Origin of the sequence: Shinella zoogloeoides, assembly GCF_020883495.1 — a bacterium.
GTDB classification, from domain to species: Bacteria; Pseudomonadota; Alphaproteobacteria; order Rhizobiales; family Rhizobiaceae; genus Shinella; species Shinella zoogloeoides.
Genome location: NZ_CP086610.1, coordinates 2,872,867 through 2,885,380 on the forward strand (window position 1 = coordinate 2,872,867; position 12,514 = coordinate 2,885,380).

The following is a 12,514-nucleotide window of genomic DNA, read 5'->3' on the forward strand; positions in this document are numbered from 1 at the left end:
GAGACGAGATGGCTCAGGCAACGCTTTCCCCCGACCTTATCGCCCGCTTTGCGGCGATCACCGGCCCCGCCCATGCCCTGACCGCAAGCGGCGACATCGCCCCCTACCTCGTCGAAAGCCGCGGGCTTTATCACGGCGCCTCGCCGCTGGTCCTTCGGCCCGGCTCGGTGGAGGAGGTCTCCAAAATCCTGGCGCTCGCCACCGAGACGCACACCGCCATCGTGCCGCAGGGCGGCAATACCGGCCATGTCGGCGGCAGCGTGCCGCGCGAGGGAACGTCCGACGTCGTGCTCTCTCTCTCCCGCCTCAACCGCATCCGCGATGTCGACCCCGTCGGCAATGTGATCGTGGCGGATGGCGGCACGGTGCTGGCGGACATCCACAAGGCAGCCGAAGCGGTCGACCGGCTCTTCCCGCTGTCGCTGGGTTCGGAAGGCTCCTGCCAGATCGGCGGCAACCTCTCCACCAATGCCGGCGGCACGGCGGTTCTCGCCTATGGCAACATGCGCCAGCTCTGCCTCGGCCTCGAAGTGGTGCTGCCGACCGGCGAGATCTGGAACGGCCTGCGCCGGCTGAAGAAGGACAATACGGGTTATGACCTGCGCGACCTCTTCATCGGCGCGGAAGGCTCGCTCGGCATCATCACCGGCGCGGTGCTGAAGCTCTTTCCCCGGCCGCTCGGCCATGAGGTCGCCTTCGCCGGCCTTCGCTCGGTGAAGGACGCGCTCGCTTTCTTCGAGCGCGCCTCAAGCCGTTGCGGCGCGGCGCTGACGGGCTTCGAGCTGATGCCGCGCCTCGGCGTCGATTTCACCACACGGCACATTCCGGGCGTGCGCGATCCGCTTCCCACCCGGCACGACTGGTACGTGCTGATCGACATCTCCACCTCCGACGCCGCCGAGACGGCGACGCGCATGATGGAGGCGCTGCTTGCCGAGGGCGTCGAAAGCGGGCTGGTCGAGGATGCGGCGGTCGCCGCCAGCGAGGAGCAGCGCAGGGCGCTGTGGCACATGCGCGAGAGCATGTCGCCCGCGCAGAAGCCGGAGGGCGGCTCGATCAAGCACGACGTCTCCGTGCCCGTCTCGGCCATCCCGGATTTCATGGCGGAAGCCGACGCGGCCGTGCTGGCAGCCATTCCCGGCGCGCGCCTCTGCTCCTTCGGCCATATGGGCGACGGCAATATCCACTACAACATCTCGCAGCCCCTCGGCGCGGACAAGGATGCCTTCCTTGGCCGCTGGCGCGAGATCAACCACCTCGTCCACGGCATCGTGCTCAAATATAACGGCTCGATTTCCGCCGAGCATGGCATCGGCCAGTTGAAGCGCGACGAGCTTGCCGCCGTGCGCGCGCCGATCGAGATGGACCTGATGCGGCGGGTCAAGCACGCCTTCGACCCTGCCGGCATCATGAATCCCGGCAAGGTGATCGCCGCCTGATCAGCGGCCGCCCGTGCGCAACTGCGCCAGCGACATCATGAGATCGGCGCTGATGCCGGCCGAGCCGGAACCGCTCAGCACGGACAGCGCGGGATCGGTGGTCGTCTGGTTGTCGAGGTCGTAGAGGACCGAGAACTTGACGATCATCTTCTGCACCTTCTCCGGGTCCTGCAGGTCCTTCATCTCCAGATAGCGCTCGACCATGCTGGCCTGCGCATCGACATCCGCACTGCCGATTTCGTCCGGGAGCTGGTAGAGCACCTTGAAGACCTCGAAGAGCGCATCGTCGGCGAGGATATCGTAGGGTCCGGTGATGGTTTCCGCCTTGCGCTGGAAATAGAGCGCGAGGCGCACGCCGGCATTCTCGTTTCCGGCATCCTCCTCCAGCTTCTGCTGGACGTGGCTGTCTATGGTCTCGTAGATGCCGCGCCGCGACTGGATCTTCGCGTCTTCCGAGCGATCGACAAGGCCATCGGCATTGAAATTGAACGAGGCGACGATCTTGCGATAGGAGCGGTCGGCCTGCTGGTTGGCGAAGCTCTTGGGATCGTCGAGATCCGAGGTGAAGATCTTCTGCATGAAGGCGGCATCGACGCTTTCCGGGTCGATACCGTTCGCCTCCAGCACGAAGTTGACGAGGCGCTCGTCCGCCAGCAGCTCCTTTACGGACTCCACCTTCTGCATCTGGGCGGCGTAATATTTCGCCTCCTCTTCCGCCTTCTTCTTGTCATCCTCCGTGCCGAAACGGGATTTCGCCGTCACATAGGCGCGCGAGACGACAAGAATCTCGGATTGAGACTGGGCGAGTTTCGGCGCGGTGATATTGCCGTCCGATCCGAAATTGAACGCCTTGGCCAGTTCCACGAAACGCTCGTCCTTGAGCTGGTACACATAGCTCTTCGGATCGTTGAGGTCGCTCTTCAGCACATTCTTGATGGTCAGCGTGGAGACCTTGGCCGGATCGAGGCCGAACGCCTTCAACGCGAAGTCGTAGACGCTCGCCTCGCCGATGAAGTCCTGCACGGTGTTGACCGCGCCGATCTGGTTCTTGAAGCGCTTGATGGCGAGCGCGTCGGCCTCGTCGTCCTTGTCGTTGTAATGGTTCATGTAGCCGCTGGAGGTGGCCGCGGTCTGCGCGGCGGTCTGCACATCGTCGCCGCCGGCCAGCGTGCCGTCTTCCTGGAAATTGAAGGCCGCACGCAGCGCGACATAGGCTTCCTTGTCCTCCCCGGCGAAACGGTTGATGTAGCTGTCCGGATTGTCGGGGTCCGGGTCGCTCGTCAGGATGTTGGAGATGGTGGAACTGACGACGGACAGCTTGTCGAGGCCGAAGGCGACCTTGACGTAATTCAGCAGGCGGGGATCGGCGACAAGCTCGCCGACCGTCGAGACATTGCCGATATTGGCCTCGAAATAGTCCTTGCTGATCAGCGCGGCCGCCGACGTCACACGCGGATTGGAGAGCGTATACAGCTCGTTCGTGCTGGCCTTGTGCTCGGCGGTCTGCACGATCCCGGCGACGGCCGAGCCGTCGCTTGCGAAATTGAAGGCAGCGGCGAGCGTGGCGTATTTCTCCGCCGCGCTGATGACGGACTGCTGGCGCGATATCTGCGCCTTCAATTCGGCGATGCGCGCCTTGTTGGCGTCGGTGACGGGAAGCGTCGCAAGCTCGTCGTTCGCCGCCTCTATCGACGCCTCGGCGGCCGCCACCTTCGGGCCGAACTCGGTGTTGTAGTAGCTTGTCGGATCGTCGAGGTCGCTCGACAGCGAACCGCACACGACCTGCCGCGAATAGGTGTCGGGGTCGATGCCGAAGGCCGTGAAGACGTAGTTGCGCATGCGGTCGTTGTTGAGGAGCTGGTCGACGCTCGTCACCGTGTCGATCACGATATTGTAGTAGCGCGTTTCCTCCTGGATCGCCGCGCCGGCATTGGCGGCGGTGGCGGAATAAAGGCCGATGACCTCGTCGAGCTGCGCCTCGGTCTGCGCCGTCGCGGTCGAGGCGGTGAAGCTGAAGGCGCTGGCAAAGCCCCGGTAGCGCTCGTCGGTCAGCTTGTTGGCGAAGCTGTTGGCGTCGGAAAGATCGCTTTCCAGCACCTTTCGCATGAAGGCCTTGGCATAGAGCATGTCCTCGAGGCCATAGGCCTTCATGGCATAGGAAAAGAGCCGGTAATCGTCGAGAAACGCATCGACCGAAGAGACCTTGCCGATGTTTTCCTTATAGTACGCCGCCTCGCGCGCATTGGTCGTCTCGCCCGCCGTGCGGTTCAGCGACTTCAGCATATCCTTCGCGATGAGGTTGTAGCTCGTATAGGTCGACAGCATCGGGAACCCGTTCCTTCCAGTCCTCGACCCGGTCGTCGACAGGCCGATCGGCTCCATTGTCGCGCGTGAGGCTTGTCCCGGCCTTTCGGGCGACGCGGTCGAATGCGGGCGGCGGCGTTCACCTCCCCTAAACCCTGACCCGTGCGGTTTTGCTAACCATCAGGAACTGCAAAGTTTTCTTAACCGCGATTTTTAAGCGCCATGGAAGGGGGGCCGCCTATTCTCGCCCTCAGAGGACGCAAAGTCCCGACGAGATGACCGGAACCGGCTCTCAAGGAAAACAAGGGCGAAAGACATGCTGAATACCGTTTCCAAGCCGGCCTGGGCCGGCACCACGCTCCGGCTCGATCCCAAGCGCTTTCCGCAGCAGGTGACGTTCACGCTCAGGACGGAAGGAACCGACGCCACCATCACCCTCGACGAGCGCGGCGCGGTCCTGCGCAAGGTGCTGCCGTCGAGCGGCCTGCCGCTGTCCATCGCGCTGCCGGCCCGCGCCTTCAAGGGCGTCGCCGCCCGCGCCATCGACCATGGCGACGGCGATGTGACCGTGACGCTGGAACTGCATCACGACGATCCCGATCTCTGCATTCCCCTGCTGGTGGCGCACGACCTCTGCGACATCGCCGCCGACTGGCGTAGCTGGGCGGATGCCTATCGCATTCCCATGCTCATGGTTGAAGCCGACGGCATCGCCCGCCCGCTCGACGACAACCTGAGCGTCGGCAGCCGCCCCACCAAGCCGCGCCGCCGCCACTCCTATTTTGCAGAACGCCGCCCGCGCTTCCTCGTGCGCCGCTCGACCGGCAAGCTCGGCGTTCAGATGAAGATCGACGGCCGGGAGATCATCGCCCGCCGTTGAGCATGCCGTGCCGAAATGACCTCCGGAAAGCCGGCCGTCCCTGCGGCCGGCTTTTTCGTGTCTCAGGCGAAGGGAATGGCGACCGCAAGGGCGAGGAAGATGGCGAAGCCGACGATGTGGTTGGCCTTGAACAGCGCAAGGCATTGCACCGGATCGTCAATATCCAGCGTCCTCACCTGCCAGCCGAGCATGAGCGCGGCGGCGGCAAGGCCGAGCCAGGCGACGAGCCCGACGCCGGCAAGCCAGAAAGAAAGCGCGATGAGCGCGACCGTCAACCCGTAGAGGCCGACGAGCCATTGCGCGGTCCTGTCCCCGAATAGCCGCGCGGTGGAACGCACGCCGATCAGCGCATCGTCCTCCTTGTCCTGGTGGGCGTAGATCGTGTCATAACCGATCGTCCAGGCGATGGCGGCGATGTAGAGCGCGACGGGCGCGAGCGAAAGCGAGCCGAAAGCCGCCGCCCAGCCCATCAGCGCGCCCCAGGAAAAGGCCATGCCGAGGAAGAACTGCGGCCAGTCGGTGAAGCGCTTGGCGAAGGGATAGACAGCAACGATCAGCAGCGAGGCGACGCCGAGGACGATGGAAAAGAGATTGAACTGCAGCAGCACGAGGAGGCCAACCAGCGCCTGCAGCACGATGAAGACCTTGGCCTGCCGGCGCGTGACGCGGCCGGACGGCAGCGGGCGCGAGCGGGTGCGGGCGACCGCCTGGTCGATCTCGTGGTCGACCAGATCGTTATAGGTGCAGCCCGCGCCGCGCATGGCGACCGCGCCGACGAAGAACAGGAAGAGGTGGGAGAGGAACCGCAGCCAGTCGAACGCGCCGGCCGCCGCCGCGACATTGGCCGCGAGCGCCGCCGACCAGAGGCAGGGCCACAGCAGGAGCTGCCAGCCGATCGGCCGGTCCCAGCGCGCGAGCTGGGCATAGGGCCAGGCCCCGCGCGGCAGGGCGCGGTAGACCCAGTTGTCGGAGGGCGCATCGGCGACGCGGCCGGAATCGGGGGAGGATGTGATCATGCGCCTAGATCGCAAGCCGCTCCCCGCCGGTCAAGCCGGCACGTCGCCGCAAGGCGGCTCAGGGCAGCGTGAAATCGAAGCGATAGGTGGCCGAGACGCCGACCAGGAACTGGTCGCGGTCGCCGCGCTGCCGCACGAGGCTCGAATCCCCCGCCGGGCCGACGAGGCGCTTGTATTCGGCAAAGGCGCTGGTCTCGATCTTCTCGTTGACCTGCCAGGTGATCGCCGCGCCCGCGCCGACCGAATGGACACCGCCGGACGGATCGTAGGCGTCGAGGCCGGAAGCGGCCGACTGGCCCGGCGTCACGCCGTAATAGGCCTGCATATAATCCTTCGAGGCCAGCGAAAGGCGCGGGCCGGCCGAAACGCGCACATCCGGCCGCACGTCCACGAAGGCATCCGCCGCCACATCCGCCACGACGCCGTGGTGGCTGCGGATGCCGTGCCGGATTTCGCCGCGCACGCGCAGCCAGTCCGTCGGGTAGACTTCCGCAAAGCCGCCAAGCTCGCCACCGAGCTTGATGGGCGTCAGGCCCTTGAGATCGTCGGAATCGCCCTCGTCGCGCGGCATGATCAGCTTGCCGGTGGCGCCGGCCCGGAACGCGCCGTTATCGATGAGCGCGAAGGAGGGATTGTCGTTGCGCGAGGAGAAGCGCACGGTGCTGCCGGCCTTGCCGAGCGAGATCATGGGCGTGACCTGGAAAAGGTAGCTCTTCGCGCCCTCGTAGCGCGGCGCGGCGAAGCCCGCGGCCCCCACCTTTAGATACCAGTCGCCGGACCAGAAATGGCCGCCCTCGCCGGCCAGAGCCGAAACGGGCGCAAGAAGAAGCGCGGCCGCAGTCATTGCGGTCGATACACGGATACTCAAAACACAATCCTCGCTATTATGGCCTCGCTATTGCGGCCTCGTCCTACCGGAGGCAGCCGAAACCCTCGATTGCGTGAACATTAGCCGCGTTTCATTACCGTTTCGCTAACCATCGCCGGCCTGCGGCGCGCGGAACGATTCGGCCCCTGCCGGCGTTTCCCCGCGAACGACAGAAGGAGTTTCCCGATGACTGTCAGCACGATGGAACTGAAGCTTCAGGCGATCCGCGACGATACCGGCCTTTCCCGCAAGGAGAAGATCGCAAAGCTCGAAAGACTGCGCAACGAAGCCCGCGCCCTCCAGCGCGCTGCCACCGAAAGCGCCATGGTGGAGGACGACGGCTGGTTCGAGGACGTACATCTGATCGATACGGAGCTGGAAAATCTCGGCCGCACCGTGGAGGAAAAGGGCGCCGCGACGCTCTGACATCCTGCGGCCCTTGACCTTTCGCCCCCGCCCCCTTAACCCGCCAGCATCGAAGGACGGATCGAGGATGCGGGCATGAAGGTTCTGTTGATCGGATCGGGCGGACGCGAGCACGCCCTTGCCTGGAAACTGGCGCAGTCTCCCCTTCTCACCCGGCTCTATGCCGCGCCCGGCAATCCCGGCATCGCCGAATGCGCGACGCTGGTCGCCCTCGATATCGAGGACCATGCCGCCGTCGCGGCCTTCTGCAAGGAAAACGGCGTGAGCTTCGTCGTGGTCGGCCCGGAGGCCCCGCTGGTCGCCGGCATGGCCGATGTGCTGCGGGCGCACGGCATCGACGTCTTCGGCCCCTCGGCCGCCGCCGCCCAGCTCGAAGGCTCCAAGGGTTTCACCAAGGACCTCTGCGCCAAGTACGACATCCCCACCGGCGCCTATAAGCGCTTCACCGATGCGGCATCCGCGAAAGCCTATATCGAGGCGGAGGGTGCGCCCATCGTCATCAAGGCCGACGGGCTTGCCGCCGGCAAGGGCGTGACCGTCGCCATGACGCTTGCCGAGGCGCTCGCCGCCGTGGACGACTGCTTCGACGGCGCTTTCGGCGCGGCCGGCGCGGAAGTGGTCGTGGAGGCCTTCCTCGACGGCGAGGAAGCGAGCTTCTTCTGCCTGTGCGACGGGGTGAACGCGCTGCCGCTCGCCTCTGCGCAGGACCACAAGCGCGTCGGCGACGGCGATACCGGCCCGAACACCGGCGGCATGGGCGCTTACTCGCCCGCTCCGGTGATGACGCCCGCCATGGTCGAGCGCACCATGAAGGAAATCATCGAGCCGACGATCCGCGGCATGGCGGCCGATGGCCATCCCTTCCAGGGCGTGCTCTTCGCCGGGCTGATGATCACCGCGAAAGGCCCCGAACTCATCGAATACAATGTGCGTTTCGGCGACCCGGAATGCCAGGTGCTGATGATGCGCCTCGACAGCGACCTGTTGCCGATCCTGCATGCCGCCGCCATCGGCCGGCTCGACAGGGTTTCCGCCGAATGGCGCGACGCCCCGGCGCTTACCGTCGTGATGGCCTCCAGGGGCTATCCCGCCGCTTACGAGAAGAACACGCCGATCCTCTCGCTGCCGGCCGACGACGCCGCAAGCAAGGTGTTCCATGCCGGCACGGCGCTGAAGGACGGCAAGCTGGTGGCGACGGGCGGACGCGTTCTGAACGTCACCGCCGTCGCGCCGACCGTCGGCGAGGCGCAGAAGGCGGCCTATGAAATGCTGGACCGCGTGGAGTGGGAAAACGGCTTCTGCCGCCGCGACATCGGCTGGCGCGCCGTCGCCCGCGAGCAGGCGAAGTAATTCAAATTTTACCATTTCCCCTGACCGGACCGTAACCGACAGGCGCTATTCTCCCTGCAACCATGAGGGAGAACCTTCGATGCGCATCCTGCTGCCGACCCTTGCCTTCGCGCTTCTTGCCGCCCCCGCTTTCGCCGGCTCCATCGAGCCTGCGGCCGACACGACCACCGCGGGCAGCATCAAGACGATCAGTTGCCCGAGCTGCCCGGCGCTCAAGCCCAAGCTCAAGGCAAGCACCTACCATGTCGACGCCATCGCGCCCGGCACGCAGAAGGTGGAGATCCGCGAGGTGAACGGCGAGCGCAAGATCTTCCGCACGGAAGCCTGGATGGGCGGCTCGCCCGTGCTCTTCGTCAACAAGGCCCCGGCCGAAACGGTCGCAGAGGTGGAAAAGCCGGCCGGCGCGAACGCCGTGGACACCGGCACGCAGACGGGCGCGCTCGATTCCGGTGCAGCAGGCCAGGCCGCGACCGCGTCCATGGCGACCTCACAGGAGTTTGATCCGTCGAAATTTGAACTTCGGCTCAATTAGGCCCATACTCTCCGGACCCTGCCTCTCGGTCCCTCCAGACTGAAGGAATCCGCGAAAGCGGACGTCTGCGCCCCTGACCTCAAGCAGGGGCGCATGCGTGTCAGGCGCCCTCGCCCAACGCCGCGACAAGCCGGTCGACCTCCCGGTCGGAATAGACGGCGATGCCGTTGCGCCTGAGCAGCGCCGCCGTCACCCCCTGCCCCGCATGGCGGCTGCCCGAAAACGTACCGTCATAGACGAAGCCGGAACCGCAGGACGGGCTGCCATCGATGAGCAGCGCGTGGCGGCAGCCATTCTGCCGCGCCACATCCAGCGCGATGCGCGCGCCGTCGACATAGGCGGCGGATACATCCCCGCCGGAAATCTCCAGCACCCGCGCCCGTCCGTCGAGCACGTCGTCGCCGTTCATCCCATTCTCGATTTCCGCCGGCGGGCGCGGCACCTGAAAGCCGCCCGCCAACTCCGGACACAGCGTCACCAGCCGCCCCTGCACCCTCCAGCGCTCGACGGCCGCATGGACAAGCGTCTTCGCCGCCCCGTCGTAACGGACCGGCAAACCGGCAAGGCAGGCGCTGATGAGGATCTTGCCTGTCATCAGCGCCCGTCCCTTACCCCGTGATCTTGGAGAAATCCGCAACCGTGCCGGTCGCCGCGCGGATGGCGGAGAGCAGGGCAAGGCGGTTGGCGCGGATGGCCGGGTCCTCGTCGTTGACGAGGACGTCGGTGAAGAACTGGTCGACCGGGGCGCGGAGCGTGGAGAGCGCCTCCATGGCGGAGCGGAAGTCTTCCTTCGCAACGGCGGCGGCCGCGTCCTTCGAGGCTGTCACGACGGCGGCGTGAAGCGCCTTTTCGGCGTCCAGCTTCAGGAGGTCCGCCGAGACGGCGTTCCCGACGACGGTGCCCTTCTTTTCCTCGGCGGCCAGAAGCTGCGTCGCACGCTTGGTGCCGGCGAGAAGGTTCAGGCCGTCTTCCGAGGTGATGAAGGCCGTCAGCGCCTCGACGCGGCGGGCGACCGTCAAGAGATCGTCGGCCTCCGGCGTCAGCACGGCGTCGATGAGGTCGTGGCGTGCGCCCATGTCGCGGAGATAAACCTTCACGCGATCATGGAAGAAGGCGAGCAGGTCCGCGCATTTGTCGTCATAGGCTCGGCGCTCCAGGACGCTGCTCTGCGTGCCACCGCCATAACGCCTGGAGATCAGCACCCCGCCATCCTGCGCCTGCGCATCCGCCCAGGAAGAGAAGGCAAGGCCGAGCGGAAGGCGCAGCCCGCCCTCCAGCAACATGCGAACGATGCCAAGCGCGGCACGGCGCAGCGCATAGGGGTCCTTCGAGCCGGTCGGCTTCTCGTCGATGGCCCAGAAGCCGATCAGCGTATCGAGCTTGTCGGCGAGCGCCACGGTGAGGCCTACCTTGTCGGAGGGCACACGGTCGGACGGACCCTGCGGCTTGTAATGGTCTTCGATGGCTTCTGCGACGGCGGCGTCCTCGCCCTGCAGCAGCGCATATTTACGGCCCATGATGCCCTGCAGTTCCGGGAATTCGCCAACGGCTTCCGTGCGCAGGTCCGCCTTCGCCAGCACCACCGCGCGATCGACGAGAGCCGCATCGGCGCCCGTGACCTTCGCGAGTTCGGCAGCGAGTTTGCGGATGCGCGCAACGCGTTCACCCTGCGTGCCGAGCTTGGCATGGAACGTGACGTTCAGCGCGTCGAGCTTGGCCATGCGCTGGTCGAGCGGCTTCTTGAGATCAAGGCCGAATTTTGCGGCCGAGGTCTTCAGCGTATCGAGGTCGGGCAGGTCGTGCTGGTCGCGCAGCCAGAAATGCTTGGCGTCCGAAAGGCGCGCGCGCACCACCTTGCCGTTGCCATGCACGATCTCCTTGCCGCCGTCCTTCGCCTCGATGTTCGAGATGAGGATGAAGTGGTTGGAAAGCGTATCGGCGCCCGGCTTGCGGGTGACGAAGCATTTCTGGTTGGTCTTGATGGTGAGGCGGATGATTTCCGAGGGGATCGCCAGGAACTCCTCGTCGAACGTGCCCATCAGAACCTGCGGCCACTCGACGAGGCCGCAGACCTCTTCCAGAAGGCCCTCGTCCTCGACCAGTTCGAGACCGCTCGCAAAGGCGATATTGTTGGCGTCCGTCGCGATGATCTGCTTGCGGCGCTCGGCATCGAGCACGACCTTCGCCTTTTCCAGACTGGAAACATAGTCCTCGAAGCGGCGCACGGTGATGGCGTCCGGCGCATGGAAGCGGTGGCCGTAGGTGACATTGCCGGCAACGAGCCCGTCGACCTCGAAGGGCACGACGCGCGTCTCTTCCGTCTCCGAGCCGAAGGTGCAGACGATGGATTGCAGCGGGCGCACCCAGCGCATCGCGCCGGGCTTTGCGGAGGCAGCGCCGGACCGCATCGACTTCGGCCAGGGGAAATTGCGGATGATGCCGGGCATCACCTCGGCGATGATCTCGTCCGCCGCACGGCCGGGCTTGACGATATGGGTGACATAGAAATCGCCCTTCTTCGGGTCCGAATGGACATGGGCCTCGGAAATCGAGGCAAGGCCCGCCTTGCGCAGGAAGCCCTGGATCGCCTGTTCGGGGGCGGAGGTCGCCGGGCCCTTGATCTCCTCGCGGACATCGCTCGAACGGGCGTTGAGGCCGCGGATATCGAGCGTCAGGCGGCGGGGCGTCCAGTATTCGCGCGCGCCCTCATAGGTGAGGCCGGCATCGACGAGCGCGTCGGTGACGAGCTTCTTCAGGTCGCCGGCCGCCTTGCGCTGCATGCGGGCGGGAATTTCCTCGGAGCGGAGTTCAAGCAGAAGATCGGGCATGTCAGTTCTTCCTCACCCTCTCCATGCGGAAAGGGGCGGCACACCGTGCCGTTTCGGGGTGGAAATCGTGTGCTTCTGCTAGCAAAGTTGGGCGGTGCTGTACAACGGCAAATGTGCCGCGCGGCCCATGGAAACGCCGTCAGTGCTCGCTGGCGGCGACTTCGTGGGAGCCTTCGGCAGCTTCAGCGCTCGCGTGCTCGCCTTCGGCCGGGGCCTCGTGGCCGCCCGCTTCCTTCTTCGCCTCACCATGACCGCCACCCTCGCCCGCTTCCGCGACTGCGTTCGGATCGACGCAATCCTCCCGCTCCTTCATCGCGGTGACGATGGTCTTGATCTCGTCGAGGGAGAGTTCCTTGCGCTCGCCGTAGAACTCGCCGTTCGCGGCGGGCGTGCCGTCCGTATAGCGGGCGACGAAGGGCGCGGTCATGCCGGGAATGGCCGAGGGATCGCGCGAGAAGAGCACTTCGGCGCCGATGGCGCGGCCGCGCATGTCCGCGCGGTAGGTGGGGCCGGCGGCGTCGAGCAGGACGACCTGATAGAGATCCGCCTCCTCGCTGTTGGAGACGGCGCCGGCGACACGCAGCGCCGTCTTGATGCGCACGTCGCCGTCCTTGGCGTCGGAACGCACATAGCGGCGCAGCCATTGCTGGCCGTCGCGATCGACGCGGACGGTGGAGACGATGGTGCAGGCGACGCCCGATACCTCCTCGGCCGGCGGGCCGAGCAGCGCATCGCGTCCGACGAAGATCGCGGCCGCGCCCGACGCGCCCGTCAGCACGGTGACACCGGCAAGGATGATCAGCAGCTTCCGGGACAGGCGGAACGAGGTCGGAAGGAACTTCACGGGCGACGAACTTCTCTTTGAACGCAG

The 12,514-nt window shown here is 65.8% G+C and carries 11 protein-coding genes; 5 read left to right on the top strand and 6 right to left on the bottom strand.

What is annotated here, in order from left to right; genetic code table 11:
• Positions 1 to 8: 8 nt before the first annotated feature.
• Positions 9 to 1,439 (top strand): FAD-binding oxidoreductase, encoded by a 1,431-nt coding sequence (locus tag K8M09_RS14220; RefSeq protein WP_160785163.1) that lies wholly within the window; start codon positions 9 to 11, stop codon positions 1,437 to 1,439.
• Here K8M09_RS14220 and K8M09_RS14225 read toward each other — a convergent pair whose 3' ends face one another.
• On the bottom strand, positions 1,440 to 3,764 hold the full coding sequence (locus tag K8M09_RS14225) for a DUF1217 domain-containing protein (protein WP_160785162.1): 2,325 nt from the start codon (positions 3,762 to 3,764) through the stop codon (positions 1,440 to 1,442).
• A gap of 295 nt (positions 3,765 to 4,059) precedes the next feature.
• Between K8M09_RS14225 and K8M09_RS14230 the strand changes: the two genes are divergently transcribed.
• Positions 4,060 to 4,623, top strand: coding sequence for a DUF6101 family protein (locus tag K8M09_RS14230; protein WP_160785161.1), 564 nt, complete (start codon positions 4,060 to 4,062; stop codon positions 4,621 to 4,623).
• Between the two features lie 62 nt (positions 4,624 to 4,685).
• Here K8M09_RS14230 and ubiA read toward each other — a convergent pair whose 3' ends face one another.
• Both ubiA and K8M09_RS14240 read right to left on the bottom strand, forming a co-directional pair.
• Positions 4,686 to 5,639 (bottom strand): 4-hydroxybenzoate octaprenyltransferase, encoded by a 954-nt coding sequence (ubiA, locus tag K8M09_RS14235; RefSeq protein ID WP_160785160.1) that lies wholly within the window; start codon positions 5,637 to 5,639, stop codon positions 4,686 to 4,688.
• A 58-nt stretch (positions 5,640 to 5,697) separates the two neighbouring features.
• Positions 5,698 to 6,483 (bottom strand): MipA/OmpV family protein, encoded by a 786-nt coding sequence (locus tag K8M09_RS14240; RefSeq protein WP_160785342.1) that lies wholly within the window; start codon positions 6,481 to 6,483, stop codon positions 5,698 to 5,700.
• Between the two features lie 210 nt (positions 6,484 to 6,693).
• On the opposite strand from K8M09_RS14240, the gene K8M09_RS14245 reads away from it, so the two are divergent.
• The 3 genes from K8M09_RS14245 (at position 6,694) to K8M09_RS14255 (ending at position 8,815) form a co-directional block, all read left to right on the top strand.
• On the top strand, positions 6,694 to 6,933 hold the full coding sequence (locus K8M09_RS14245; RefSeq protein ID WP_160785159.1) for a hypothetical protein: 240 nt from the start codon (positions 6,694 to 6,696) through the stop codon (positions 6,931 to 6,933).
• 75 nt (positions 6,934 to 7,008) lie between these two features.
• Positions 7,009 to 8,283 (top strand): phosphoribosylamine--glycine ligase, encoded by a 1,275-nt coding sequence (purD, locus tag K8M09_RS14250; RefSeq protein WP_160785158.1) that lies wholly within the window; start codon positions 7,009 to 7,011, stop codon positions 8,281 to 8,283.
• Positions 8,284 to 8,362: 79 nt separating this feature from the next.
• Positions 8,363 to 8,815 (top strand): plant virulence effector HPE1-like domain-containing protein, encoded by a 453-nt coding sequence (locus K8M09_RS14255; protein ID WP_160785157.1) that lies wholly within the window; start codon positions 8,363 to 8,365, stop codon positions 8,813 to 8,815.
• Between the two features lie 100 nt (positions 8,816 to 8,915).
• Here K8M09_RS14255 and K8M09_RS14260 read toward each other — a convergent pair whose 3' ends face one another.
• The 3 genes from K8M09_RS14260 to K8M09_RS14270 form a co-directional block, all read right to left on the bottom strand.
• Positions 8,916 to 9,410 (bottom strand): DUF523 domain-containing protein, encoded by a 495-nt coding sequence (locus tag K8M09_RS14260; protein WP_160785156.1) that lies wholly within the window; start codon positions 9,408 to 9,410, stop codon positions 8,916 to 8,918.
• A 13-nt stretch (positions 9,411 to 9,423) separates the two neighbouring features.
• Positions 9,424 to 11,643 (bottom strand): glycine--tRNA ligase subunit beta, encoded by a 2,220-nt coding sequence (glyS, locus tag K8M09_RS14265; protein ID WP_160785155.1) that lies wholly within the window; start codon positions 11,641 to 11,643, stop codon positions 9,424 to 9,426.
• Positions 11,644 to 11,782: 139 nt separating this feature from the next.
• Positions 11,783 to 12,487 (bottom strand): hypothetical protein, encoded by a 705-nt coding sequence (locus K8M09_RS14270; RefSeq protein WP_160785154.1) that lies wholly within the window; start codon positions 12,485 to 12,487, stop codon positions 11,783 to 11,785.
• Positions 12,488 to 12,514 lie beyond the last annotated feature (27 nt).